Origin of the sequence: Nocardia sp. NPDC058480, assembly GCF_042720495.1 — a bacterium.
Taxonomy (GTDB): Bacteria; Actinomycetota; Actinomycetes; order Mycobacteriales; family Mycobacteriaceae; genus Nocardia.
In genome coordinates this window covers 299,201-322,749 of record NZ_JBHXMN010000001.1, presented here as the reverse complement: position 1 = coordinate 322,749, position 23,549 = coordinate 299,201, and the positions used below count along the sequence as shown (strand labels likewise).

Annotated in this window: 26 protein-coding genes; 8 read left to right on the top strand and 18 right to left on the bottom strand. The window is 68.2% G+C overall.

Annotated features, from left to right (window positions below; all coding sequences use genetic code 11):
* Nucleotides 1-94: 94 nt before the first annotated feature.
* The 7 genes from ACFWO8_RS01485 to sigE form a co-directional block, all read right to left on the bottom strand.
* Nucleotides 95-1,186: an XdhC family protein gene (locus ACFWO8_RS01485; RefSeq protein ID WP_378940535.1), complete on the bottom strand. Its 1,092-nt coding sequence runs from the start codon at nt 1,184-1,186 to the stop codon at nt 95-97.
* 91 nt (nt 1,187-1,277) lie between these two features.
* Nucleotides 1,278-1,844, bottom strand: a complete 567-nt coding sequence (locus ACFWO8_RS01480) for a hypothetical protein (protein WP_378940534.1) — start codon at nt 1,842-1,844, stop codon at nt 1,278-1,280.
* Nucleotides 1,845-1,960: 116 nt separating this feature from the next.
* A complete protein-coding gene (locus tag ACFWO8_RS01475; protein WP_056813397.1) occupies nt 1,961-2,818 on the bottom strand; it encodes a hypothetical protein in 858 nt (285 codons plus the stop codon).
* 182 nt (nt 2,819-3,000) lie between these two features.
* Nucleotides 3,001-3,420 (bottom strand): Sec-independent protein translocase protein TatB, encoded by a 420-nt coding sequence (gene tatB / locus ACFWO8_RS01470; RefSeq protein WP_378940533.1) that lies wholly within the window; start codon nt 3,418-3,420, stop codon nt 3,001-3,003.
* A 33-nt stretch (nt 3,421-3,453) separates the two neighbouring features.
* The gene (locus tag ACFWO8_RS01465) at nt 3,454-4,986 is read right to left on the bottom strand and encodes a trypsin-like peptidase domain-containing protein (RefSeq protein ID WP_378940532.1); all 1,533 of its coding nucleotides are present in this window, start codon (nt 4,984-4,986) and stop codon (nt 3,454-3,456) included.
* A 10-nt stretch (nt 4,987-4,996) separates the two neighbouring features.
* The gene (locus ACFWO8_RS01460) at nt 4,997-5,365 is read right to left on the bottom strand and encodes a hypothetical protein (RefSeq protein WP_378940531.1); all 369 of its coding nucleotides are present in this window, start codon (nt 5,363-5,365) and stop codon (nt 4,997-4,999) included.
* 139 nt (nt 5,366-5,504) lie between these two features.
* A complete protein-coding gene (sigE, locus tag ACFWO8_RS01455; RefSeq protein ID WP_378940530.1) occupies nt 5,505-6,167 on the bottom strand; it encodes an RNA polymerase sigma factor SigE in 663 nt (220 codons plus the stop codon).
* 376 nt (nt 6,168-6,543) lie between these two features.
* Between sigE and ACFWO8_RS01450 the strand changes: the two genes are divergently transcribed.
* Nucleotides 6,544-7,176 (top strand): O-methyltransferase, encoded by a 633-nt coding sequence (locus tag ACFWO8_RS01450; RefSeq protein WP_378940529.1) that lies wholly within the window; start codon nt 6,544-6,546, stop codon nt 7,174-7,176.
* A gap of 19 nt (nt 7,177-7,195) precedes the next feature.
* Here the strand turns inward: ACFWO8_RS01450 and glgC are convergent, their stop codons facing one another.
* Complete coding sequence (gene glgC, locus ACFWO8_RS01445; protein WP_378940528.1) at nt 7,196-8,413, bottom strand: glucose-1-phosphate adenylyltransferase; 1,218 nt, start codon at nt 8,411-8,413, stop codon at nt 7,196-7,198.
* A 111-nt stretch (nt 8,414-8,524) separates the two neighbouring features.
* On the opposite strand from glgC, the gene glgA reads away from it, so the two are divergent.
* Nucleotides 8,525-9,691 carry a glycogen synthase gene (gene glgA, locus ACFWO8_RS01440; RefSeq protein ID WP_378943044.1) on the top strand — a complete coding sequence of 389 codons (1,167 nt, stop codon included), beginning with the start codon at nt 8,525-8,527 and terminating at the stop codon, nt 9,689-9,691.
* Nucleotides 9,692-9,783: 92 nt separating this feature from the next.
* On the opposite strand, the gene ACFWO8_RS01435 is transcribed toward glgA, so the two are convergent.
* The 9 genes from ACFWO8_RS01435 to ACFWO8_RS01395 all read right to left on the bottom strand — a co-directional run bounded on the left by ACFWO8_RS01435 (nt 9,784) and on the right by ACFWO8_RS01395 (nt 17,417).
* The gene (locus ACFWO8_RS01435; protein ID WP_378943039.1) at nt 9,784-10,614 is read right to left on the bottom strand and encodes a putative RNA methyltransferase; all 831 of its coding nucleotides are present in this window, start codon (nt 10,612-10,614) and stop codon (nt 9,784-9,786) included.
* Entirely contained in the window at nt 10,611-10,778 is a 168-nt protein-coding gene (locus ACFWO8_RS01430; protein ID WP_011211259.1) for a DUF3117 domain-containing protein, read from the bottom strand. The genes ACFWO8_RS01435 and ACFWO8_RS01430 overlap by 4 nt, the downstream gene beginning before the upstream one ends.
* Before the next feature lie 106 nt (nt 10,779-10,884).
* A complete protein-coding gene (locus tag ACFWO8_RS01425; protein WP_378940527.1) occupies nt 10,885-11,517 on the bottom strand; it encodes a DNA-3-methyladenine glycosylase I in 633 nt (210 codons plus the stop codon).
* A complete protein-coding gene (locus tag ACFWO8_RS01420; protein WP_378940526.1) occupies nt 11,514-11,834 on the bottom strand; it encodes a DivIVA domain-containing protein in 321 nt (106 codons plus the stop codon). The genes ACFWO8_RS01425 and ACFWO8_RS01420 overlap by 4 nt, the downstream gene beginning before the upstream one ends.
* Nucleotides 11,835-11,871: 37 nt before the next feature.
* Nucleotides 11,872-13,008 (bottom strand): Mrp/NBP35 family ATP-binding protein, encoded by a 1,137-nt coding sequence (locus tag ACFWO8_RS01415; protein WP_378940525.1) that lies wholly within the window; start codon nt 13,006-13,008, stop codon nt 11,872-11,874.
* A gap of 71 nt (nt 13,009-13,079) precedes the next feature.
* Nucleotides 13,080-13,943: a lytic transglycosylase domain-containing protein gene (locus ACFWO8_RS01410; RefSeq protein WP_378940524.1), complete on the bottom strand. Its 864-nt coding sequence runs from the start codon at nt 13,941-13,943 to the stop codon at nt 13,080-13,082.
* A gap of 96 nt (nt 13,944-14,039) precedes the next feature.
* The gene (locus tag ACFWO8_RS01405) at nt 14,040-15,410 is read right to left on the bottom strand and encodes a lytic transglycosylase domain-containing protein (RefSeq protein ID WP_378940523.1); all 1,371 of its coding nucleotides are present in this window, start codon (nt 15,408-15,410) and stop codon (nt 14,040-14,042) included.
* 112 nt (nt 15,411-15,522) lie between these two features.
* On the bottom strand, nt 15,523-16,113 hold the full coding sequence (locus ACFWO8_RS01400) for a DUF1003 domain-containing protein (protein ID WP_378940522.1): 591 nt from the start codon (nt 16,111-16,113) through the stop codon (nt 15,523-15,525).
* Entirely contained in the window at nt 16,110-17,417 is a 1,308-nt protein-coding gene (locus ACFWO8_RS01395) for a magnesium transporter MgtE N-terminal domain-containing protein (protein WP_378940521.1), read from the bottom strand. The genes ACFWO8_RS01400 and ACFWO8_RS01395 overlap by 4 nt, the downstream gene beginning before the upstream one ends.
* A 52-nt stretch (nt 17,418-17,469) precedes the next feature.
* On the opposite strand from ACFWO8_RS01395, the gene ACFWO8_RS01390 reads away from it, so the two are divergent.
* The 3 genes from ACFWO8_RS01390 to ACFWO8_RS01380 are packed head-to-tail and all read left to right on the top strand — an operon-like array spanning nt 17,470 to nt 19,510.
* Complete coding sequence (locus ACFWO8_RS01390) at nt 17,470-18,417, top strand: HpcH/HpaI aldolase/citrate lyase family protein (protein WP_378943030.1); 948 nt, start codon at nt 17,470-17,472, stop codon at nt 18,415-18,417.
* Nucleotides 18,418-18,429: 12 nt separating this feature from the next.
* On the top strand, nt 18,430-18,924 hold the full coding sequence (locus tag ACFWO8_RS01385; protein ID WP_056813349.1) for a general stress protein: 495 nt from the start codon (nt 18,430-18,432) through the stop codon (nt 18,922-18,924).
* A gap of 4 nt (nt 18,925-18,928) precedes the next feature.
* Nucleotides 18,929-19,510: a suppressor of fused domain protein gene (locus ACFWO8_RS01380; protein ID WP_378940520.1), complete on the top strand. Its 582-nt coding sequence runs from the start codon at nt 18,929-18,931 to the stop codon at nt 19,508-19,510.
* On the opposite strand, the gene ACFWO8_RS01375 is transcribed toward ACFWO8_RS01380, so the two are convergent.
* Entirely contained in the window at nt 19,507-20,583 is a 1,077-nt protein-coding gene (locus ACFWO8_RS01375; RefSeq protein WP_378940519.1) for a magnesium and cobalt transport protein CorA, read from the bottom strand. The genes ACFWO8_RS01380 and ACFWO8_RS01375 overlap by 4 nt on opposite strands.
* Nucleotides 20,584-20,660: 77 nt before the next feature.
* Between ACFWO8_RS01375 and ACFWO8_RS01370 the strand changes: the two genes are divergently transcribed.
* Genes ACFWO8_RS01370 through ACFWO8_RS01360 form a run of 3 tightly spaced genes read left to right on the top strand, consistent with a single transcriptional unit; the run spans nt 20,661 to nt 23,386 of the window.
* A complete protein-coding gene (locus tag ACFWO8_RS01370) occupies nt 20,661-21,515 on the top strand; it encodes a PHP domain-containing protein (protein ID WP_378943026.1) in 855 nt (284 codons plus the stop codon).
* Complete coding sequence (locus ACFWO8_RS01365) at nt 21,512-21,778, top strand: hypothetical protein (RefSeq protein WP_378940518.1); 267 nt, start codon at nt 21,512-21,514, stop codon at nt 21,776-21,778. The genes ACFWO8_RS01370 and ACFWO8_RS01365 overlap by 4 nt, the downstream gene beginning before the upstream one ends.
* A gap of 51 nt (nt 21,779-21,829) precedes the next feature.
* Complete coding sequence (locus ACFWO8_RS01360) at nt 21,830-23,386, top strand: FAD-binding protein (RefSeq protein ID WP_378940517.1); 1,557 nt, start codon at nt 21,830-21,832, stop codon at nt 23,384-23,386.
* Nucleotides 23,387-23,549: the final 163 nt, after the last annotated feature.

Genomic DNA, 23,549 nt, shown 5'->3' with positions numbered 1-23,549 from the left:
AGTAGATGAACAGTCGGTGCGTGCCACTGCCTACATCGGGTTGATGGTTTGCCCCGATGGCGTCCACGCCATCCGCCCCGCATGCCACGAGTCTCTAGGTTTTGGCACTTTCTCCGGGGCCGTGGATCGGACCATCCAGCGTTGCTAGGGGTTTCGCTGTGGCGCCGCTCCGTTCGGCGAGAATTTGGCCGAGGATGGAAATCGCGGTTTCCTCGGGGGTGTTGGCGTTGAGATCGAGGCCGAGAGGGCTTCGGATGCGGGCGATTTCGGTGTCAGCGAGGCCGGATTCGTGGAGGCGGGTGGTGCGGTCGGTGTGGGCTCGGCGGGAGCCGAGGGCACCGATGAAACCGACTGTTGGTAGGCGTAGGGCCGAAGTCAGGAGAGGGACGTCGAATTTGGGATCGTGGGTGAGGACGCAGATGACGGTGCGGTTGTCGATGCGGCCCGCATCCTGTTCGGCTTCCACATAGCGGTGCGGCCAGTCGACCACCACCTCGTCGGCCGCCGGGAAACGGGCTGGGGTGGTGAAGGTTTCACGGGCGTCCACGACGGTGACGTGGTAGCCGAGGTTCGCCGCGGCGACGGTCATGGCACGGGTGTAGTCGTTGGCGCCGGCCAGGATCATCCGGGCGGGGGAGCGGAAGACCTGAACGAACGTGCGGGGGCGTTCGGCCAGGGCGGGCGTGCAGTCCTGGGCGCCGATGAGTCCGTTGTGGCCTGCGGCGAGGAGGGCGGCGGCGTCGTGGTCGAGGCCGCGCCAGGGGGCGCAATCGCCGGGGCGCAAGAGTTTTCGGTCGGGGGTCGGTTCGAGGGTGGTGGCGTAGGCGACCGGGTGGTGGACGTCGAGTGCGGTGTGGAGTGCGCGCAAGGCGGGCAGATCGTTGTGGTCGAGGCGTTCGACGAAGACTTCGATCTCGCCTCCGCACGGGAGGCCGACGTTGAGTTGGTCGGCGGCCGCGAACCGCTCGCGGCTCGCGTGGCCGTCGAGGAGAACCTGGCCTGCGGTGGTGAGCACCGCCGATTCGACGCAGCCACCGGACAGTGAGCCGAGCACGCGGCCGTCGTCGGTCACCGCCATCGCGGCCCCGGTCTCGCGTGGACCCGCACCTGTCCGATCGACGATCCTGGCCAGCGCCACGGCCTGATCGGGGAGCAGTTCGAGCAGCTGTCCGAGGAGATCACGCATGACGCACCGGCCTCTCACAGTCACCGTCGAGGCGTTGTGACCTGCTGACCAGCCTAGCTATCGTCGAGCATTCGCGCGCGGCGAGAAGCGCTCAGTCGAGGATCTCGCGGTGCTGCAGACCGGCGGAAACCGTACCGGCGTGGAAGAAGTCGCGGAAGATCGCCACCGCGTTGTCGGCGGTGAACACCTCTTCGGGGTAGACGTAGGTGTCCTCGTCGCCGTGCGGGAGGTACACCGTCGGCAGGCCGAGTCGGCCGCCGGGTAGTCCGAGGGTGAAGCGCCGGGTGACGTGGTCGACCCTCGTGCGCAGTTGCAGGGTCATGGCATCCGCCGAACCGGCGCAGCCGAGCGCGAGATCGCCGCGCGCCGAACTCACCGTCGTGGTGACCTCGGTGGCGGGCACCGGCTCGGACAGCACGGTCAGATCGAGCGCGTAGCGCTGGCGACCATCCATCCGCCGCAACGGGCGCAGGAAGCTGTCCACGTCCTCGTGCGGGCCGATGAAGACCTTCAGGCGGTCGCTATAGGTCACGCGATGGGTGGTGACGATGACGTCGCCGGTAGCCGGCTCCGCCTCGAAGGGCGGAACGGGCCGTGGGTGACCTGCCGCGCGTACCGGCAGAACCCGGCATGCGCTGGCCTCTGGAGACGAGAACATGTGATGCTCACCTACTCACACTCGGTTACTCGCTAGCAATCTAACCATCGCGGACGACTTGTGATCCATAACAGTACAGTGATGCAGATCACTAAGCACGGAGAGTTTAGATCAGCCTAGGGACGAACCCGGGTCGTAGCCAACTTGGGGTCTGTTTCATGGCGGTATACCGGGGTGAGTAGATCCGCATCAACCGGTTCACCGGTAGCGCGGTCGTACCGGACTGCGATGAGAACCGAGAACAAATGACTGCTCGCACGCTCGTGCAGGGTCGCCAATCGGGTCGCCAGCAATCGGATCGCACCCAGCGAGCCGGGCGGATGCAGGCCATCGATCAACATGATGCTGCCGCGGCGGTCGGGCCGGGGGAGCCGGGCCAGGTAGGCGATGTCGTGCGGTTCGGTGCCACCGGGGCGGTAGACACGGCGCGCGGCCCTGTCCTCGATGCCGCGCCGGGTATCGCCCGCTCTGGTGACGGTCCGGCGCAGGCGCGGATCGGCCACCACGAGCTGGCGCAGACTGGGCGAGAGCTCGGGGCCGCCGAGGATCACCAGCCCGTCGCGATTGAGGTCGATCGGCCTGCCCGGCATGAACGTCTCGACGTTGGCGGCGAAGCCGAGTTGGCGCAGCAGCTCGGCCAGGCGCTGAGCGGCTTGCGGGTCGGGTGCGCCGAGTAGCCTGCCCGAGCGGACCTCGGGGGCGAGCACGGTCAGTGTGCCGTGGCCGAAGAACAATCCTTCGGGAACTGGGCCCTGGGTGCTCACCTGGTGGATGCGCGCACGCGACAATCCGGCGGCGGCGCCGATCCGGGCGAACGTCCAGCCGTCGGCATGGAGTTCTCGGATCACGGCCCGCCGGATCCTGGTTAGTTCGTTGATGGTCTGCTGAGCAGCCGCCACCCCGTCGGTGGCTGCTTTGAGTCTCTCGACCTTGTCCTCGATCGCGAAAACTCGTGCCACGTCATCGGCCGACATGTGCGAAGTCTAGACAGCTCGACAGCATTGTGTGTCTATAACCGTTGACATCGAACTGTCTTGCGAGACAACACCCTCGGATGCGGATTTATCGGCAAATCACAGAGAAGCGAGGTCGTCGCCGCAGAGTCCGACCGGCGCGATCTCGTAGCAAATGCCGACCGTGCGGTGTGTTCGGTGGTCTAGGTCGCGTCGTAGTCGACCGGGGGGCGCTCGTTGTGCTCGAGCGACTTCTGCGGCGCGGGTGTCGACGGGGCACCGGGCATGCCGCTGCTGGTGCCGAACAGTTGCTTCTTGTCGGGCACCGCGCTCTCCAGATCGCGCAGCACCGAATCGTCGCCGCCCAGCAGGTGTTTGGTGACCACGGCCCGCGGGCTCATCCCGCGCAGCTCGTTGAGCTCCGCGAGCGGCTTGCGCAGGTCGTCGAACTCCGGTCCGAGTTCCTGCTTCAGCTGGGAGGTGGCGCCGCTGGCGTAGTCGCGTGCCTGGCGCAGCGCGCCGGTGGTCCAGCGGACAGCGCCGGGCAGTCGCTCCGGGCCGAGGATCACGAGGGCGGCGACGAGCAGGATCATCATCTCGCTCCACCCGATGTTGCTGAACACGAATCCAGGTTACCCGGCGCGCGCGCCCGCAGGTCAGTCGGATTCGAGGGTGACAGGCACGTCCACCTGCCTGCCATCGCGGATCAACTGCACGTTCACCGTCTCGCCGATCTTGCGCGACTGCACCGCGACCACCAGCTCGTCGGGCCCGGTGACCTCGCGGTCGCCGACCCGCACCACCACGTCGCCCTCGACGATGCCCGCCTTGTCGGCGGGGCTGCCCGGCGCCACATCGGCGACGGCCGCACCGCTCATCACCTCGTTGGCGACGGTCTTGGTGCGCGCGCTCAGGCCGATCACCGGGTGGTGCATCTGGCCGTCGCGGATCAGGGTCTGGGTGACCGTGGTCATCACGTCGACCGGGATGGCGAAGCCGAGGCCAACCGAACCGCCGGTCTCACTGCGGATGGCGGTGTTGATGCCGATCACCCGGCCCTGCATGTCGACCAGCGCGCCACCGGAGTTACCCGGGTTGATCGCGGCGTCGGTCTGCACGGCGTCGATGACCGCGTTGGTATCGCTGCCCTCGCCCGCGAGCTTCACGGGGCGGTGCAGGGCGCTGACGATGCCGGACGTGACGGTCTTGCTCAGGCCGAGCGGTGAGCCGATCGCGAGCACATCGTCGCCGACCTGCACGTCGGCGGATTTGCCGAGATTGGCCACCGTCAGGTTCTTCGCCTCGACCTTGAGCACCGCGAGGTCGGTCTTGGGATCGCGCCCGACGATCTGCGCGGGCACCCGGGTGCCGTCGGAGAACTGCACCTGGATGGCGGCCCGGTTGGACTTGTCGGTCGCGGCCATCGAGATCACGTGATTGTTGGTGACGACGTAACCCCCGCCGTCGATCACCACACCGGAACCGGTCGCGCCGTTGTCGCCGACCGTGGCCCGGATCGAGACCACCGAGGGCAGTACGGCATTGGCGACGGCGGCGATCTGGCTGTGCGGTGTCTCGACACCCGCGCTCTGATCCAGCGTCACCTTGCGTGAGGTGAGCGTGGACGCGGTCTCGGCGGTGACCCGGCCGACGAGCCCGCCGACGACGGCGATGCCGAGTGCCAGCGCGGCCAGCATCGCCAATGCCTTGGGCGCCACCCGCGAACCGAACAGCACCTCGCGCGCGCTCAGCTTGTCCGCGACAGGCAGCCGGACGGGCGGGGGAGTGTCCACCGCGGGAGCGCCGAGCCGGGCCGCCGCGTCGGGATCGCGCCACGGGTCGACCGGACCCGCGATGACCGTCTTCGGCTCGTCGGCGCCGGGCTCGCGCTGCAACAGCTCCGAGGAGCCCTCGGGCCGGGCGAACGCCTCGGCGAGCACACCGTCCGGCGGGCGCTGCACGAGTCCTTCGTCGGCGCCTCTACCGGCCGCGCGCTGTGGATCGTGCGGTGCGAACGAACCGGCTTGGCCGTTCGGGCGGCGGAACGCACGCGCGGTGTGGCTGTCGATGTGCGGCCGGTAGACCGGGCGCGGACCGAGGCTCGGTGCGTCGGAAGGGCGCAGCGTGCCCCGCTTGTCTCCTGAATCCGAGTGCTCGGCCGATCCGGAATTCGTCGATTCGCCTGTCACGTCGCAGACTCTACTTGCGCCGCCACGTTGTCCACCGGGTCGCGGTGAAGGAATCTGTGATGAATCCGAGAAATGCCTCGTTACGGCGTTGCGGTTCGGGTGCGTTGCCGGGGAGATCGGCCAGCGGGATGCGCGAGAGGCTGTCGTGCAGGCTGCGCGGAATCGCCACCTCGGCGGCCCGGCGCAGCGCGATCCGCGCCTGCTGCTGGGCATCGACCTCGGCCGCGCATTCGGGGCAGACCGAAAGATGCTGGGCGGCACGCAGATAGGCGTTCATTCGCAGTTCGCCGTCGACGAAGGCCGCGACAGCCTCGCTGGCCAGATGCTCGGTGGGCTGAAAGCGCGGCGGGCGACCTGCGGCACTGGGATCCACGCTCATGCCCGCACCTCATCGGCGCTCGGTTCCGGCATGACCGGGGTCACGGCGTGGTTCCTCTGCCGCTCGCTTCGCTCACTCACGCGGAGTTCTTCCTTCCGACCGACATCAACCGAGAGGCCCCGGTGACGTCGAACGCCCGTCACACCGATGGGGCTTGCGCGGAGTACCGCTGCTCACTTCCATTATGCGCGAGGTACTCGCGCAATGCCTGACGCCCGCGATGGATCCGGCTGCGCACGGTGCCCAGTTTCACACCGAGCGTGGCGCCGATCTCCTCGTAGGACAGACCCTCGATGTCACACAGCACGACCGCGGCGCGGAACTCCGGCGCCAGCGAATCGAGTGCTTTCTGCAGGTCGGGGTCGAGGCGGGAGTCGTGGTAGGCGTCTTCGGGGGTGGGGCCTTCGGCGGGTACCCGGTCGTAGTCCTCGGGCAGCGCTTCCATCCGGATGCGGTTGCGGCGGCGGACCATGTCGAGGAACAGGTTGGTGGTGATGCGGTGCAGCCAGCCCTCGAACGTGCCGGGCTGGTAGTTCTGCAGCGAGCGGAATACCCGGATGAAGGTGTCCTGGGTGAGGTCTTCGGCATCCTGGGCGTCGCCGGAGAGGCGGTAGGCCAGGCGGTAGACCCGGTCGGCGTGCTCGCGGACCAGCTCGTCCCACGACGGCATGGCGGCGCGATCGCCGGTCGCGTCGAAAGCGGCGGTGCCGGTGAGTTCGGCGTCGAGTTCTTCGGCTTCTGCCGCGGTGAGTTCGGCGGGCAGAGTCTGGTCGGTGGCGTCTTGACGTGCCGTGTCTACCATCGGGATGGGACACCTCCTACTCGGGACCGCTGGCACGAAACCTGGCTGGTCCGGGTCAGCGAACCTTGCTTATCGACAATCAACCAGCAACTGTGTGCGGTTGTTCCCGAGTCTCGTGCCCGCCGCGATCGGCTGGCCTTGCGTAGGGCAACTATTTCCTGCCCTGATATGGGTCAGATGTGGAGATCCTGAGTGTGACCTGAGAATTCTGGTCAGAATCAACCCTAGTCCCGTCGGCAACGAAGAACTAGCAGTTCCGGGACCGTTGTGACCGATCCGCAAATCTTCGGCAATTGTCCGGGATCTGCGCGACACAGTGCCGGATCCGTCCCTTTGCTGAATACACAGACCCCTCCGGTGGCCTAGCCTCATAGCTGTGGCATCGAACGTGGAGCGGAATCTGGCCTATGTGGAGGAGTCCGTCGTCGAGGACGAGGTTCTTCTCGAAGCGCGCGAGCGGGCCACCGAATTGGGTGCCGCGCCGGTGCCGGCGGCGGTCGGTGCACTGCTGAGCATGTACGCGCAGATGCTGGGCGCGCGCTCGGTCGTCGAGGTGGGTACCGGGGCAGGCGTCAGTGGGCTGTGGCTGCTCGACGGGATGCGCGAGGACGGGACCCTGACGACGATCGACTCCGAACCCGAGCATCAGCGCGCGGCCAAGGAGGCGTTCCGGACCGCCGAGATCACGCCGTCGCGCACGCGACTGATCAACGGGCGCGCGCTGGACGTGCTGCCCCGGCTGGCCGATGGCTCCTATGACCTGGTCTTCATCGACGCGGCGCCGATGGAACACCCCCATTACGTCGAACAAGGCGTGCGGTTGTTGCGTGAGGGCGGCGCGTTCATCCTCAACAACGCGCTGCTCGGTGGGCGCGTTCCTGATCAGTCTCAGCGCGACCCGGCCACGCAGGCGGTGCGCGCGGCGACCCGCGCGATCGCGGAGAATCCGGAGCTCACCAGCGTCTTGATCCCGATCGGTGACGGTCTGCTCTGCGCGTCACGGGGATGAGGTGTTGGCGGGCGGCCGCCTAACTGACCCAGATTCCTTTGCCTACGGTGACCACACCGCCGTTGCTGACCGCGAAACGCTCCCGGTCACGATCGAGATCGAGGCCGATGATCTCGCCCTCGCCGACCACTACGTTCTTGTCCAGGATCGCGTGGCGCACCACCGCGCCACGCCCGATCCGCACACCGGGCATCAACACACTGCCCTCGACCGTGGCGCCGTCCTCGATCACCACATTCGAGCTCAGCACCGAATTACGGACCGTGGCCGCCGACAGGATCGAGCCCGCCCCGACGATCGATTCCTGGGCGAGCCCGCCCTGGGCGAATTTCGCGGGCGGCAGGTTCTCGGCGGCGCCGCGGATCGGCCAGTGCTTGTTGTAGAGGTTGAACACGGGGTGCACCGAGACCAGGTCCATGTGCGCCTCGTAGAAGGCGTCGATGGTGCCGACGTCGCGCCAGTAGCCGCGGTCGCGTTCGGTGGCGCCGGGGACGTCGTTGTCGGCGAAGTCGTAGACGGCGGCCTGGCCGGCGGCGACCAACGTCGGGATGATGTCGCCGCCCATATCGTGGTCGGAATCGGAGTTCTCGGCGTCGGCGCGGATCGCGTCGACCAGCACGCGCGTGGTGAACACGTAGTTGCCCATCGATGCGAACGTCACGTTCGGGTCGTCGGGAGTGCCCGGCGGGTGCGCGGGCTTCTCCAGGAACTGGGTGATCTTGCCGGACTCGTCGGTGTCGATGCAGCCGAACGCGCTCGCCTCGGCGCGGGGCACCCGGATCCCGGCGACAGTGACGCCAGCGCCCGAGGCGATATGGCTGGCCACCATCTGCTCCGGGTCCATCCGGTACACGTGGTCGGCGCCGAACACCACGATGTAGTCGGGGTCCTCGTCGTAGATCAGGTTGAGCGACTGCATGATCGCGTCGGCGCTGCCGGTGTACCAGCGCGGTCCGAGACGCTGCTGCGCGGGCACCGGGGTGATGTACTCACCGGTGAAACCGGACAGCCGCCAGGTCTGTGAGATATGGCGATCGAGCGAATGCGACTTGTACTGGGTGAGGACGCACAGGCGTAGATATCCCGCGTTCACGAGGTTGCTCAACACGAAGTCGATCAGCCGGTACGCGCCACCGAACGGAACCGCGGGCTTGGCCCGGTCGGCCGTGAGTGGAAACAGTCGTTTGCCCTCGCCACCGGCGAGCACGATCCCGAGTACGTGCGGCTGGCTCCTCACCCTGCTCAAAGTACAGGGCCAGCGCGGCAACGGTGGCCCATGTCGACCCGAGGGTCTAATTTAGGACCAGTGAGTGACGGCACCGACAGCGAGCAGACTCCGGCGCAACCGCTGCGGGTCGCCATGCTGACCCGGGAATATCCGCCCGAGGTGTATGGCGGTGCGGGAGTTCATGTCACCGAGCTCACAGCCCGGCTGCGCGAGCTCTGTGATGTCACCGTGCACTGTATGGGCGCGCCGCGCAACGGTGCCGTGGTGCACCGCCCCGACCCCGAGCTGTATGCCGCCAACGCCGCGTTGCAGATGATGTCGGCGCAGCTGCGGATGGCCGATGCCGCCGGCGGTGTGGACGTGGTGCATTCGCACACCTGGTACGCGGGCTTGGCCGGGCATCTCGCCGCCATGCTGTCGGGGATTCCGCATGTACTCACGGCGCATTCGCTGGAACCGCGCAGGCCGTGGAAGGCCGAGCAGCTCGGCGGTGGCTATCGGCTCTCGTCGTGGTCGGAACGCACTGCGATGGAGCACGCCGATGCGGTGATCGCGGTGAGCGAAGGCATGCGTCACGACGTGCTCGACGCCTACCCCGCGATCGATCCCGATCGAGTTCATGTGGTGCACAACGGTATCGACGCGAGTGTGTGGCATCCTGGCCCGCCCGCCGGTGCCGAGGTGCCGGTGCTCGACCGGCTCGGGGTGCGCGCCGACCTGCCGATCGTGTCGTTCGTGGGGCGGATCACCCGGCAGAAAGGCGTCGGGCATCTGCTCGCCGCGGCCGCCTCGTTCGACCCCGATATCCAGCTGGTTCTGTGTGCGGGCGCGGCCGATACCAAGGAACTCGAGGTGGAGGTCGCCGCCGCCGTCGCCGGATTGCTGCGGCAGCGCGGCAACGTTTTCTGGGTGAAGGAGATGCTCCCCGCCGAGCAGGTCCGCCAGATCCTGTCCGCCTCCTCGGTATTCGTGTGCCCGTCGGTGTACGAACCGCTCGGCATCGTGAACCTGGAGGCGATGGCGTGCGCGACCGCCGTCGTCGCTTCCGATGTGGGTGGGATTCCCGAGGTGGTCGTCGACGTGGTCACCGGCCGATTGGTGCACTACGACCCGGAGGCGACGGGGGAGTACGAGCGGGGACTCGCGGCCGCGGTGAACGAGGTCGCGGGGGATCCTGCGCTGGCCGCGCGTTATGGCGAGGCCGGGCGGGCGCGGGCGATCGCGGAGTTCGACTGGACGCGGATCGCCGAGCGCACGCTCGAGGTGTACCGGAGCGTTTTGCGCTAGGGCCGAGCACTGCCGACGGCGCGGGAGGCCGAAGTGTATTGCCGGGGTCTGACGGCAGCATGCCCAGCTGGGTCTCGGTGCGACGTGTGCGGTCAGTTGCGCGGTAAGTAGGTCGACACGGTTACCGAGGCCGTCACTTCGGTGCTGTCGGGTAGCGCCGCGATGCGTGGGTCATCGGCGGGGGTGCCGTGGAAAGCGGACGGCCCCATCGCGACGACATTGGTGACGTCGGGGCGCGACAGCTTCATCGGGAACTCGACGAGGGTGTGCTCGGCGCGGGTGAAGGTGCCTGCCAGGGAGTCGGCCAGGCGGCGGTCCTTGTCGGGGTCGACACTGACCATGCCGAGGGGGCCGATCAGCTCGCCGAGATGACGAGCCGTTGGCGTGACGACGACGAAGCGCCCGCCCGGCGCGAGGACGCGGGCGACTTCGGCGGGGTTACGCGGGGCGAAGACCGAGAGCACGCCGGTGGTGGCGTCGTCGCGCACGGGCAGCCCACGCCAGGCGTCGGCCAGCACGGAGGCCATCCGGGGGTGCGCGCGAGCGGCTCGGCGGGCGGCAGGCTTGGCCACATCCAAGGCGATGCCGAGGGCGCCGGGATGCGCGTCGAGCACATCGGCGAGGTAGTAGCCCGTGCCCGCGCCGATCTCGAGCACCGTGGGATCGGTGTCGAAGGCGCGAGCGATCGCCGCGGCGATCGGGGCGAAATGGCCCGCACCCTGAAAAGCGGCGCGGGCGTCGAGCATGTCGGCGGTATCGCCGGTCATTTTCGTCGATGCGCCGGTCAACAGCCCGACATAACCCTGACGGGCGATGTCGAAGCTGTGGCCGGTACCGCATCGCAGCGCACGATCGTGCGGTTGCAGTTCATCGCCGCACTCCGGGCAGGCCAGAAGTGCGGCGACCTCGGTCAGCGCATTCAGCTGGTGACGCTTTTCAGTTCGTCACCGAGCGCCGCAGCCTCGTCCGGTGTGAGTTCGACGACCAGACGCCCGCCACCCTCGAGTGGAACCCGCATGACGATTCCACGACCTTCCTTGGTTGCTTCGAGGGGACCGTCCCCGGTACGGGGCTTCATGGCCGCCATCCTCTGCTCCCTCCAGATCTGCGCGGTGGTTCTGCGCACTGTTTTCTCGTCTGCCGGTTGTCGCCAACCAGCGGGCTCGCCGGGTGTTCGGCGGGCCACACCGGTCCTATTCTTCCCTATTGCCGTCGCGGGCGGACACCTGAGTGCGAAATGTGACTGCCGAGTCGGTTCCGTTCGGTGCCGCGCTCACCCAGCAAACCTCCAGGTGATCGTCCACCATGCCGGTTGCCTGCATGAGGGCATACGCCGTCGTCGGGCCGACGAAAGCGAACCCGCGACGCCTCAATTCCTTTGCCAGAGCAATGGATTCAGGTGTGGTGGCGGGCACATTCGCGATCGAGGTGGGCCGTGGGCGTGGCGCGGGTGCGAACGACCACACCAGCTCGTCGAGACTCACCGGCAGGTCGCGAGCAACCCGGGCGTTGTTGATCACCGCGTCGATCTTGGCGCGGTTGCGCACGATGCCGACGTCGGCGAGCAGCCGCGCGCGGTCGTGATCATCGAATTCGGCGACCTTCGCGATCTCGAACCCGGCGAACGCGGTGCGGAAGGCGGGTCGCTTACGCAGGACGGTGATCCAGGCCAGCCCGGACTGGAATGCCTCGAGGCAGAGCCGCTCGAACATGGCGTCGTCGCCGTGCAGGGGCCTGCCCCACTCGGTGTCGTGGTAATCGCGGTACAGCTGTGAGCCGGTCGACCAGTCGCAGCGAACGAGGCCGTCGTCGGCGAGCTCGCTCACTCGCGATCCCTGCCCGCCGCCACCTGCGGCTGCCACTGCCGAGCCTGCGCCACCTCGAACTCGAGTTCATCGATCCGCGCGGCCAGCCTGCCCAGCGCCCAGTCGACCTCGCCGGCCTTGTATCCGCGCACCACCTGCTGGAACCGCAATGCCCGCACATCGGCCCCCGTGACCCCATCGGCGGGCAGCACGGTAGCGGTGGTCCCCTCGGGCAACGGCCCGAGCTCCTCGGACCGCCCGAACACCGCACTGGCGACGAGAAACAGCATCGCCGCGACCAACCCGACGATGAGCACGTATAGAAGCAGCGTCAGCATAGAAACAGCCTAGGCAACGCCACTGACAAGTCCTCAATCAGAGATGACGGGTGGTGTCGATTCCCAGGGACATGCCTGCCAGGCCGCGCTTGCGGACGGCGAGTTTGTCGGCCACGCCGCGCAGGGCGACGGCGGCCGGGTTCTCCGGGTCGGAGAGCACGATCGGGTTGCCTTCGTCGCCGCCCTCGCGCAGCGCCTGCTCGATCGGGATCTGGCCCAGCAGCGGCACATTCGAGCCAACGGCGCGGGTGAGGCGGTCGGCGACGACCTGGCCACCGCCGGAGCCGTAGAGCTCCATGCGGGAACCGTCGGGCAGGTCGAGCCAGGACATGTTCTCCACGACCCCGGCGATGCGCTGGCGGGTCTGGAGGGCGATCGCACCCGCGCGCTCGGCCACCTCGGCGGCGGCGATCTGCGGGGTGGTGACGACCAGGATCTCGGCGCTGGGGATGAGCTGGGCGATGGAGATCGCGACGTCGCCGGTGCCGGGCGGCAGGTCGAGCAGCAGCACGTCCAGGTCGCCCCAGAACACGTCGGCGAGGAACTGCTGCAGCGCGCGGTGCAGCATCGGGCCGCGCCACACCACGGGGGTATTGCCCTGGGTGAACTGCGCGATCGAGATCATCTTCACGTCGTGCGCGACGGGCGGCATGATCATCCGCTCGACCTGGGTCGGGCGGGCGTCGGTGCCGAGCATCCGCGGGATGGAGTGGCCGTAGATATCGGCATCGAGCACACCGACCGACAGCCCACGCTGCGCCAGCGCGACGGCCAGGTTGGCGGTGACGCTGGACTTGCCGACGCCACCCTTACCGGAGGCCACCGCGTACACGCGGGTCAGCGAACCGGGCTGGGCGAACGGGATGACCGGCTCGGCCGAATCGCCGCGCAGCGATTTACGCAGCTCGGTGCGCTGCTCATCACTCATCACATCGAGGTCGACAGTCACCGCGCCCGCGCCGTTGACATCCGCGACGGCCTTGGTGACCCGCTGAATGATCTCGGTCCGCAACGGGCACCCGGAGGTGGTCAGATAGATCTCGATATGCACATCACCGCTGTCGGCGATGGCGATGGACTTGACCATCCCCAACTCGGTGATCGGCTTGCGGATCTCCGGGTCGTCGACCTTCGCGAGCGCCGCACGCACATCCGCTTCCGTAATCACTGACATACCCCGATGTTATGCGCCCTTGGATCAGTCGACGATCCGGGGACGACAGTCGATGGTGGTGGGGTCGATTCCTAGTGGATCTGGGGCAGGTCCTGGGGCTTGGGGGCGAGGCCGCTGGAGTAGGAACCCGACCAGGCCATCACGTTGGCGACGTAGGCCATCGAGTTGTTGTAGCGCAGGATCGCCTTCGACTGCTGCGAGAGATCGCGCATGTTCAGGCCGCCGTCGCACAGGTAGCGGCCCGCGGTGAGGGCCGCGTCGAAGAGGTTCTGGGGATCGGCGATGCCATCGGCGTTGCCGTCGGCGGCGTAGCGGTGCCAGGTTTCGGGCAGGAACTGCATCGGGCCGATGGCGCGGTCGTAGCCGCCGAGGCCGTCGAGCTCGCCGCCGTCACTGTCGTGGATGACGTTGTTGCCCGAGAGGCTGCCGTCGAGGACGGGTCCGTAGACCGCCTTGATCGGATTGCCCTGCGCGTCGGCCTTGCCGTAGGCATGGGTGGATTCGACGCGGCCGATGCCCGCCAGCAGCGACCAGGACATCCCGCAGTGCGGATTCTCCACGGACAGTTGCTCTTCGGCGGTCTGATAGGCGGCGACGGCGATGCCGGGAATGCCGAGCGGACCCGCGGGCATATCGGCGGACGAGCGATCTCCCGACAGCGCAACGGTTTTCACGACCGGTGTGGCCGAGGCCGACTGCCGCGCTTCCGCGTGAGCGACCTCGGCGAATTCGGCCTGAGGCGCCGCGACCAGATCGGCCGCCGCCTCGGGCTCGGCGCCGGGCAGCAGGTCGTGCTCGACAGCTGCGTTGGTTGCCGTGGTCGCCTCGGTGGCGGCCGCGGTAACGGCTACCAATCCAGCGGGGACCAAACCGGTCAGTGCGATGAGCGAGCTACGCCGAACTGTCGTAGCAGGCTGTTTCCGATGACGACCCACTGTGTGGTGCCCTCCTCAACCGTGTTGGATGAGAAGAGATTACCGCACCCGAGACCTTTTTGTTACCCCTCTGTGATCTGAGTTTCGGTTTGATTTCTACGGAGCAGGTGCGGGGGCGGGCGGCAGCGGGATGACGATGCCGAACGGCAGCGTGATGCCGGGTTGCTGGGTCGGCGCCACCGGCGCTGGTTCGGCGGGTGCGGGTTCCTCGGCGGGCGCGACACCGGGTTCCGGTGTCTTCTCCGGCGTGGCGGGAGCGGGCTGCTCGGTGGGCTCCGCGGCGGCCGGTGTGCACGCGGCGGGTTCGACCACCGGTTGCTCGGGCGCGGCCGGATCCTTCGGTGCCGCGGCGCCGTAGGTCTGCTGGGCAGGCTTGTCGACGGGCTGCTGTTCGGGTGCGAGCGGGTTGGGCATCTGCGCGGGCACCGGCTCGCTCACACAGGTTTCGGGCGGCGCGACCGGCGCCGGGCAGAAGATGCCACACGGAATCGGCGGCAGACCGGGCAGCGTGATCATCACCTGGGTCGGCGTGGTGACCTTCGGCGTGGTGGGCGCGGGCGTGGTGGTAGTAGTGGGTGTGTTGGTCGACGCGGCCAGCACATTGGGCGCCACCAGCGGACCACTGCCCGGCGGGATGATCTCCGGCGAGATGGCCACCTGACTCGGTGCGCCGCCGGTGCGATAGGCCGCCGACCAGCTCAGCACATTGGCCGCGTAGGACATGGAGTTGTTGTAGCGCAGCACCGCTCGCAGTTCCTGGGCCGCCTCGCGCAGGTTCATGCCACCCGAGCAGAGGTACTTGCCCGCGGCCAGCGCGGCGTCGAAGACATTGTGCGGGTCCGAGGCACCGTCGCCGTTGCCGTCGGCGGCGTAGTGCACCCAGGTGCTCGGCAGGAACTGCATGGGACCCATCGCCCGCACGAATCCGCCGTCGGCTTCCTTGATGATCTCGTTGCCGGGCAACGTGCCGTCGAGGGCGGGCCCGAAGATCGGCGTCGTGGTCGTGCCCGCGGGGTCGGTGCGGCCACTGCTGGCGTGCCCGGATTCGATCCGGCCGATGCCGGCGAGCAGGTTCCAGGTGAGCCCACAGCCCGGCTGCGCCGATTCCAGGGCCAGCTCGGCATTGCGGTAGGCGGCGAGCACGATCTCCGGGATTCCGAGTGCGCCGCTGCCGATGGGTAGCGAAATGCTCTGTAGCGGAACGGTCCCCGCGAAGGGTGCGGCACTGTTGGCGTTCGGCGAGAGGGCACGCAACCTGCGCGGGGCCTCCTGCGCTACCGGTAACAGGCCGACGATCTCGGACGGATCGACTTCGGGCGTGTCCTCGGCGGTGCTCGCGGTGGCGGCCAGCAGGGCCTCCGGTGCGGTCGGTGCGGTGCTCGAGTCGCTCGTGTGCACCCCCGACCCCGAGGCGACGAGACCTGCGACTACAAGGGCCGACATCGTTATCGGAGCTGAGATTCGCACGGCCACACCCTTTTCGTCGAAAAGCAGCGGTGCCGCAGAGTCCCCCTCCGGCCCGCCCGGAACAACGTGATCCAGGTTACCTACCGGTCAGGAAGTTGTTGAGCATTTCCGGTCATGCATCTGGAGCACCAGGCGAAATCGGGGCGGAAGAGGGCGTTTGACCGGAGGTTTTCTTGCGGACCGCTTTCCGCTTTTTGTCCGTCTTCGGCGCGCCGTCGGGGGTGGTGACCTCGTCGATGCGGTCGAGCACGTCTTTGATCTCCTCCAGTTCCCGGCGCAGGTAGTCGCGGGTGGCGACCTCGCCGACCGCGAGGCGCAGCGAAGCGAGTTCGCGGGCGAGGAACTCGGTATCGGCCTTGGTCTGCGCGGCCCTGGTCCGGTCCTCTTCGAGTGAGACCTTGTCCCTGTTGTCCTGGCGGTTCTGCGCCAGCAGGATCAGCGGTGCCGCGTAGGCCGCCTGGGTGGAAAAGGCCAGGTTGAGCAGGATGAACGGGTATGGGTCCCAGCGCAACCACACCACGAACACATTGATCACGATCCACACGATGACGATCAGCGTCTGGATCGCCAGATAGCGTCCGGTGCCGAGGAACCGCGCGACCCGCTCGCTGGAGCGGGCGAACGCGTCGGAGTCCCAGTCGAAATTGAACCGCGACCCGACCGGGGTCTCCAGCCGCTGCCTGGCCGGATTCTTCTCACTCACGCCGAACTCCCGTGCACCAGGCTCGGATCGACCCGGCCCAGTGCCGGTGGTTCCTCTTCCCGCCAATCCTCGGGCAGCAGATGGTCGAGGACGTCGTCGACGGTCACCGCGCCGAGCAGGTGATTCTCCGCGTCGACCACCGGTCCGCACACCAGGTTGTAGGTGGCGAAATAGCGGGTCACCGCGGAGAGCGGCAGATCGGGTGACAGCGGCGCCAGATCAGTGTCGACGATCCCGCCCACCAGATGCGCCGGCGGTTCCCGCAGCAGCTGCTGAATGTGCACGCAGCCCAGGTAGCGACCGGTCGGCGTGGCCGTCGGCGGTCGTACGACGAAGGCCATCGAGGCCAGCGCGGGCGTGAGGTCGGGGTCGCGGACGCGGGCCAGCGCTTCGGCGACGGTCGTCGCGGGTCCGAGCACGATCGGTTTGGGCGTCATCAGGCCGCCCGCGGTGTCGGGGGAGTGCGCGAGTAATCGGCGCACCGGCTCGGATTCCTCGGGATCCATCAGCGCCAGCAGTGATTCGGCTTCGCTCTCCGGCAGCTCGCCGAGCAGGTCGGCGGCGTCGTCGGGGTCCATCGCCTCTAGCACGTCGGCGGCGCGGCGCACCTCGAGATGGCCGAGCAGGTCCACCTGGTCGTCGTCGGGCAGTTCCTGGACCACATCGGCCAGGCGTTCGTCGTCGAGGGCGATCGCCACCTCGATACGACGTTTCTCCGGCAGCTCACGCAACCGATGCGCGACATCGGCCGCGCGCAGCCCCTCGAACTGGGTGAGCAGGGTCGTCACATCCTGGCCGGGCCGGGCCACCTCGGCCGGGGTGAGCCCGTCGACCAGCGACCACTCCACGACGTGCACCGCGCGCCTGCGCCCGATCCGCCGATGCCCGCGCACCGCGACCCGGCTGACGATCCAATCCCGTGTTCTGGTCTGCTCCATCCCCAGATCGGCGACGAGCACCTCGACGTCGGCCAGATCCGGCAGATCCGGGTCGTTCACGCGCACCTGCGAGTCCACGATCTGTGCCAGGGCGAGGAGTTCGCCCGCGCGCTGGGCGAATCGGCGCAGGCTCACGGTCCCGGTATTGAGCGTGACCATGCCCGGTTCGATCGCGGTGACCCGCAGCATCGGCACGAAAATTCGTCGCCGGGTGAGCAATTCCACGACGAGCCCGTGCACGCGTGGCGGCTGGCGCCCGTGCCGGACGGCGACGACCACGTCGCGGACCCGGCCGATAGACTCCCCGTCCGGACCCAGCACCGTCAGGCCGGCGAGCCGGGCGACATACACCCTGGTGGTTGCCATGACCATCAGGTTATCGGTCGGGGACGGCCGGATCAGCCAGGAGGCGCTCCTCATGAAGCCACGTCGTTCGGTACTCGCCGTACCGGGAAGCAACCCGAAGATGATCGCCAAGGCGAAGACTCTGCCGGTGGACGAGGTGTTCCTCGACCTGGAGGACGCGGTCGCCCCCGGCGCCAAGGCCGCCGCGCGGGCGAACATCGTCGCCGCGCTGAACGAACCCGGCTGGGGTGCGCAGTTACGGGTGGTGCGGGTCAACGACTGGTCGACCGAATGGACCTTCGCCGATGTGATCAGCGTGGTCGAGGGCGCGGGCAGATGGCTCGACGCGATCCTGCTGCCCAAGGTCACCGATGCGGGTCAGGTGCAGGCCCTCGATCTGCTGCTGACCCAGCTGGAGAAGGCGAGCGGCCTCGAGGTCGGGCAGATCGGTATCGAACCGCAGATCGAGAACGCGCTCGGCCTGCGCAATATCGATGCGATCGCCACCGCGAGCCCGCGCGTGCAGGCGCTGGTGTTCGGGCCCGCCGACTTCATGGCCAGCATCAATATGCGCACGCTGGTGGTCGGCGAGCAGCCGGAGGGCTACGACGTCGGCGACGCCTACCACCACATCCTGATGACGATCCTGCTCACCGCCCGAGCACACGGCCTGCAGGCGATCGACGGACCCTACCTGCAGATTCGCGATGTCGATGGTTTCCGGCGGGCCGCGGGCCGTACGGCCGCACTGGGTTTCGACGGCAAGTGGGTGCTGCATCCGGGTCAGGTGGACGCGGCCAACGAGATCTTCAGCCCACGCCAAGCCGACTACGACCGCGCCGAATTGATCCTGGAGACCTACGCCTTCCACACCTCCGAGGCAGGTGGCGCGCGTGGAGCTGTCATGTTGGGAGATGAGATGATCGACGAAGCAAGCGCCAAAATGGCTCAGGTGGTAGCAGACAAGGGCCGTGCCGCCGGGATGAGGCGTTTCACTGCGGCACAGTCGGTCGACGAATAGCAGAATAGGACTATGACGAATCCCTTGGGCAACTCGAATCGCGGGCGGCAGGCGTTGCCGACGCCGCCGTCGGGCTGGCCGGTCGGCTCCTATCCCACCTACGCCGAGGCGCAGCGTGCGGTCGACTACCTGGCCGACGGGCAGTTCCCGGTGCAGGACGTGACCATCGTCGGTGTCGATCTGATGCAGGTCGAGCGGGTGCTCTACCGGCTGACCTGGGGCAAGGTCATCGGCGGCGGTGTGGTGTCGGGTGCGTGGCTCGGCCTGTTCCTCGGTCTGCTGCTGAGCCTGTTCACCACCACCGGCGGTGCGCTCGGACCGCTCGTCGTCGGTCTGCTCGGCGGCATCGTCTTCGGTGTCATCACCACGTCGATCCCGTACGCGGCCACCAAGGGTCAGCGCGATTTCGCCTCGACCATGCAGTTGGTCGCGGGGCGTTACGACGTGCTGTGCGATCCGAAGTCCGCCGAACAAGCCCGCGACATGCTGGCCCGATTGGCCCTGTAGCGCAATGGATGTAGAGAACACGGTCCGCGCCGCGGTGCTGGATCACTTCGATGTCGAACGCGCACAGGTCGATTCGGCCTCGGTGACCTTCCTCGGGCTGGAACCCGTCGAGATCCTGCGTATCCCGGGCGACGGCGCGGTCCACTACGCCACGCTGGGCGGTTCACGTCATCCGATGGGTGATCCGACCGATCTGCTGGCCGACCCGGTGCGCGGACCGCGCGCCGAACTGATCCTGACGCTGTTGATGAGCGCCGACCCGCAGGTCGGGGTGGCCAAATCCCTCGGCGTCCTGGTCGCCTCGCCGTCGGTGGAAGGTGTTGTGCTGCAAGCGGACGCGCTCCTCGATCTCGGCGAACCGCTGTGGCGCAACGCGAAGTTCACCGCGGTGGTGCTCGGCGACAGCGACATTCCCGCGATCCCGCTGCCCGATCCCGCCGACCCGGTGCGCTACCTCAGCGTCACCCCGGTGACCGCGACCGAGGCCGCCTGGGTGCGGGTGCGTGGTGCCCAAGCGCTGCGCGAGGCCTGGGCCGAGGCCGGTATCGACGTGCGTGATCCCGAGCGCGGTGCGGTGAACCTCTAGAGCCACTTGTTGCGGCGGAAACTGCGGAACAACAGCGCGCACAGCCCCGCCATGAGCATCAGCACGGCGGGGTACGCCCACACCTGGTGCAGCTCCCACATGTGGTCGAAGTTCATGCCGTAGACGCCCGCGATCATCGTCGGCACGGCCGCCATCGCCGCGTAGGCCGAGATCTTGCGCATGTCGGTGTTCTGCTGGACGCTGATCTTGGCCAGGGCCGCGTTCACCAGCGCGCTGAGCGATTCGTCGAAGTAGGTGATGTGCTCGGAGACGCTGGTGTGATGATCGGCGACGTCGCGCAGGTAGCGGCGAATCTCCTTGGGTAGCGGCAGGTCCTGGTTGTGGACCAATTGCTGCAACGGCAATCCGAGCGGCCCGACCGCCCGCCGCAGTTCGACGACTTCCCGTTTGAGCTGAAAGATCGACCCGATGCCGATCTTCGACGACGGCGTGAACACGGCCTCTTCCATCTCGTCGATGTCCTCCTCCACCGATTCGGACACCTCGACGTAGGAGTCGACCACGTGGTCGGCGACCGCGTGCAGCACCGCGCACGGACCGAGCCGCAGCTGATCGGGATTGCCCTCCAGTTCCCGGCGCACCCCCGCGAGGCCGGTGTGTTCGCCGTGGCGCACGGTGATCGCGAAATGCGGGCCGGTGAAGACCATGATGTCGCCGGTCTCGACGATCTCGCTGATGGCGTGGATATCGTGCTCGATGTAGCTGACGGTGCGCATGACCAGGAACAGGGTGTCGTCGTAGCGCTCCAGCTTGGGGCGCTGGCGGCCATGCACGACGTCTTCCACCGCGAGCGGGTGCAGGTCGAAGATCCGGGCGATCTCGTTCATCTGCGACTCGTCGGGATCGTGCAGGCCGACCCACACGAAGCCGGCCTCGGTCTTGCGCGCTTCGCTCAACGCCTGCTCCGGGGTGAAATGTCCCGGCGTGCGTGTGCCATCGACGTAGACACCGCAGTCGACGATGGCGCGCGCGGTCGGCACCGGTATCCGCGGTCGCGGATGCGTGGCCCGGCCAGGGCCACGAAACGACGGCATCGGCGGTAGGGAGGGCACCAGCGTGATCCTACGGCCACCGCCCGTCTCGGCGGACGAGTGCGCGCCAGCCGAGACCGCACTGTATGACTGAGGGTGTGCGCATCGACCTCCACACCCATTCCACCGCCTCCGACGGCACCGACACCCCCGCCGAACTGGTGCGTCATGCCGCGGCGGCCGGTCTCGACGTCGTCGCGATCACCGACCACGACACCACCGGCGGCTGGGCCGAGGCCGAGGCCGCCCGCCCACCCGGCCTCACATTGGTGCGTGGCATGGAGATGTCGTGCACGGGCATGGGGGAGGACGGCCACCCGGTGCCGGTGCACCTGCTGGCGTATCTGTTCGACCCCACCGACCGCGGTTTCGCCACCGAACGCGAGCGGTTGCGCGCCGAACGGGTGGCCAGGGTGCGGGCGATGGCCGACAAGATGGCCGCCGACGGACTGCCGATCGATCCCGACGCGGTGATGGCGAGCGCCGGTCCCGCCGTGGGCAGGCCGCATCTGGCGCAGGCACTGGTCGCGGCCGGAGTGGTCGAGAGCGTGAACGCCGCGTTCATCGATCTACTCGCCCCGCACGGGCCGTACTACGCCGAGAAGGCCGACACCCCGCTGACCAGGGCGGTGCAGTTGATCGCGGCCGCGGGCGGGGTCAGCGTGATCGCCCATGCCCGCGCGCGCACCCGGGGCAGGCTGCTGGCGCTCGACGAGATCAGGGAGCTGGCCGGGCTCGGCCTCGGCGGGCTCGAGATCGACCACCCGGATCACAGCTCCGCCGATCGCCGTGTGCTGACCGGGCTCTCGCGGGAATTGGGCCTTGTCCGCACCGGCTCGTCGGACTATCACGGCAGCAACAAGACCATCGAGATCGGCGCGTGCGCCACCGATCCCGAGCAGTACGAAGCGCTCATCGACAAAGCGAGCGGGACGCCGGTGATCGCCCCGTGACGCTGGTGCGCACGGTCAGTGGTGTGGTGGCGGGCGGGGTGCTCGTGCTGTTGTGCGTGGTCGTCGGCGCGGCCGTGATCGGCTCGCGCCGCGACTTTCCCGGGCCAGGCGGTGAATCACTGACGTGGCATTTCGTGGCCGCGGCGGTGGTGATCGTTGCCCAGGTGTTCGCCGATCGGCGGCGCGGGATATCGGCACTGCTCGGATCCGCGGCGGTCTTGGTCACGGCCGGTGTATTGCTTTGGACACAATGGTGGGGTTGACGGACCCGTAATGGTTGCGGACGGGTGAACTGTGCCCGAATATTTCTGTTTGTGACCAGCATCGAAACGGATGTCCTGATCCTCGGCGGTGGACCCGCCGGGCTCTGGGCCGCCGTCTCGGCCGCGGCGACGGGCGCGCGGGTGGTTCTGGTCGACAAGAGCCGCTGCGGTTCCAGTGGTCCCACCGTGTACGGCACCACCGTGCTCTGGGATATTCCGCCCGGTCCCGGCCGCGCCGAGGCGGTCGAGAAGGTGTTCGTCGGTGGCGGCGGTCTCGGTGATCGGGCCTGGCTGCACCGCGTCGTCGACGAGACCCACCGGCGATTGCAGACCTGGTCGGGCACCCGCCACCGCGTGCCCGACCCGAACGGCGACCCGGCCCACGTGCATTTCGACGGCGCGAGCTACCTGCGCAGACTTCGTCGCGGCGCGCTGGAGGCGGGCGTGCGCATCCTCGATCATCATCCGGCGCTGCAACTGCTCGTCGATCCGGCGGGCACGGTGGTCGGGGCCGCGGGGGTCCAGCGCCACAACAAGTTTCGGCCGTGGGCCATCCGGGCAGGCGCGGTCGTGGTCGCCACCGGTGGCTGTGCCTTCCTGTCCGGGGGTGCGGGAACCGAGGTGAGCACCGGCGAGGGCCTGCTGATGGCGGCCGAGGCCGGTGCCGAACTGTGCGGGATGGAATTCTCCAGCGCGTACGGACTGGCACCGGTGCTGTCGCGAGTGCATCCGCATCCGGCGGTCGCGCCCGGTCTGTCGGTGCATTTCGCGGCCCTCTACGACGAAGCGGGCGCCGAACTGCCCGACCGGTATCCGGCGGCACTTGCCGCCATCGCGGACGGTCGGCGGGTCTTCGCCGCACTGAACGAGGTGCCCGACACCGTCCGGCACTGGCTGAGCAGACACGGCGCCGTCGATGCCACGGGACGGGTTCCCGTGCGGGCGGTGCTGGAGGGAACCATCCGCGGCGCGGGTGGACTCGCTCTCGCCGACACCGCTTGCTCGACGACGATCCGCGGTCTGTTCGGTGCGGGCGATGTGACGGGCAGGCAGGTGGTCACCGGAGCGGCGGGCGCCGGCGGCGGCCTCAACGGTGCGTGGGCGCTGGCCTCTGGCACCTGGGCTGGGCACGGTGCCGCCGCGTTCGCGGTCGCCAACGAACGGGCGAGCAGCGCGCGCCCCGTGCCCGGCGCCGGCCTCGGTCCCCATGCCCACATCGATCCGCGTTCGGTGGTCGGCCTGGTGCAGGAACACACGCTGCCGTTGCGCCGCAGCTACCGGCGTAGCGCGGGCAGCCTCGGCGACAGCATCGCCGAACTGGACGCCATGTGGCCCGGCGCGCAGTTCGAACTCGGCGGCCTCGGCGTCGGGCAGTTGCGGGCACGTCAGGCGGCGGCCTTGCTCGCCGTCGCCCGGTGGGCGGGCTACAGCGCGCTCGTGCGCGCCGAGAGTCGCGGTATCCACCGTCGCATCGACCACCCCGCCGCGCGCTCGGACTGGCTGGTCCGGCTGCGCTGTGGTGGGCTCGACGACGTGTGGGTGCGTCGCGAGGAATGGCCGGAGCCACTCGGTGGCGAGCTCACCGCGGCTACCCCCGCCACGGTGTGAGAGTTCACCGGATGTTACCGCTGTGCTGCGAGTTTTCGCTTACGCCACGGCAATTCGACACGGCTACGCTCGACACATGACGCAGTTTGTCAATCGACGCACCATGCTGGCAGAATGTTGCGGATTCCCTTCCCTTGCCACCGCCGGGATCGGGGACATCGGC

Bases quoted from the DNA above. Each gene is read 5' to 3' on its own strand.
- ACFWO8_RS01485 (WP_378940535.1), bottom strand. From the start codon at position 1,186: ATGCGTGATCTCCTCGGACAGCTGCTCGAACTGCTCCCCGATCAGGCC.
- ACFWO8_RS01480 (WP_378940534.1), bottom strand. From the start codon at position 1,844: ATGTTCTCGTCTCCAGAGGCCAGCGCATGCCGGGTTCTGCCGGTACGC.
- ACFWO8_RS01475 (WP_056813397.1), bottom strand. From the start codon at position 2,818: ATGTCGGCCGATGACGTGGCACGAGTTTTCGCGATCGAGGACAAGGTC.
- ACFWO8_RS01460 (WP_378940531.1), bottom strand. From the start codon at position 5,365: ATGAGCGTGGATCCCAGTGCCGCAGGTCGCCCGCCGCGCTTTCAGCCC.
- sigE (WP_378940530.1), bottom strand. From the start codon at position 6,167: ATGGTAGACACGGCACGTCAAGACGCCACCGACCAGACTCTGCCCGCC.
- ACFWO8_RS01430 (WP_011211259.1), bottom strand. From the start codon at position 10,778: ATGGCGGCCATGAAGCCCCGTACCGGGGACGGTCCCCTCGAAGCAACC.
- ACFWO8_RS01420 (WP_378940526.1), bottom strand. From the start codon at position 11,834: ATGCTGACGCTGCTTCTATACGTGCTCATCGTCGGGTTGGTCGCGGCG.
- ACFWO8_RS01415 (WP_378940525.1), bottom strand. From the start codon at position 13,008: ATGTCAGTGATTACGGAAGCGGATGTGCGTGCGGCGCTCGCGAAGGTC.
- ACFWO8_RS01395 (WP_378940521.1), bottom strand. From the start codon at position 17,417: ATGGCAACCACCAGGGTGTATGTCGCCCGGCTCGCCGGCCTGACGGTG.
- ACFWO8_RS01390 (WP_378943030.1), top strand. From the start codon at position 17,470: ATGAAGCCACGTCGTTCGGTACTCGCCGTACCGGGAAGCAACCCGAAG.
- ACFWO8_RS01385 (WP_056813349.1), top strand. From the start codon at position 18,430: ATGACGAATCCCTTGGGCAACTCGAATCGCGGGCGGCAGGCGTTGCCG.
- ACFWO8_RS01380 (WP_378940520.1), top strand. From the start codon at position 18,929: ATGGATGTAGAGAACACGGTCCGCGCCGCGGTGCTGGATCACTTCGAT.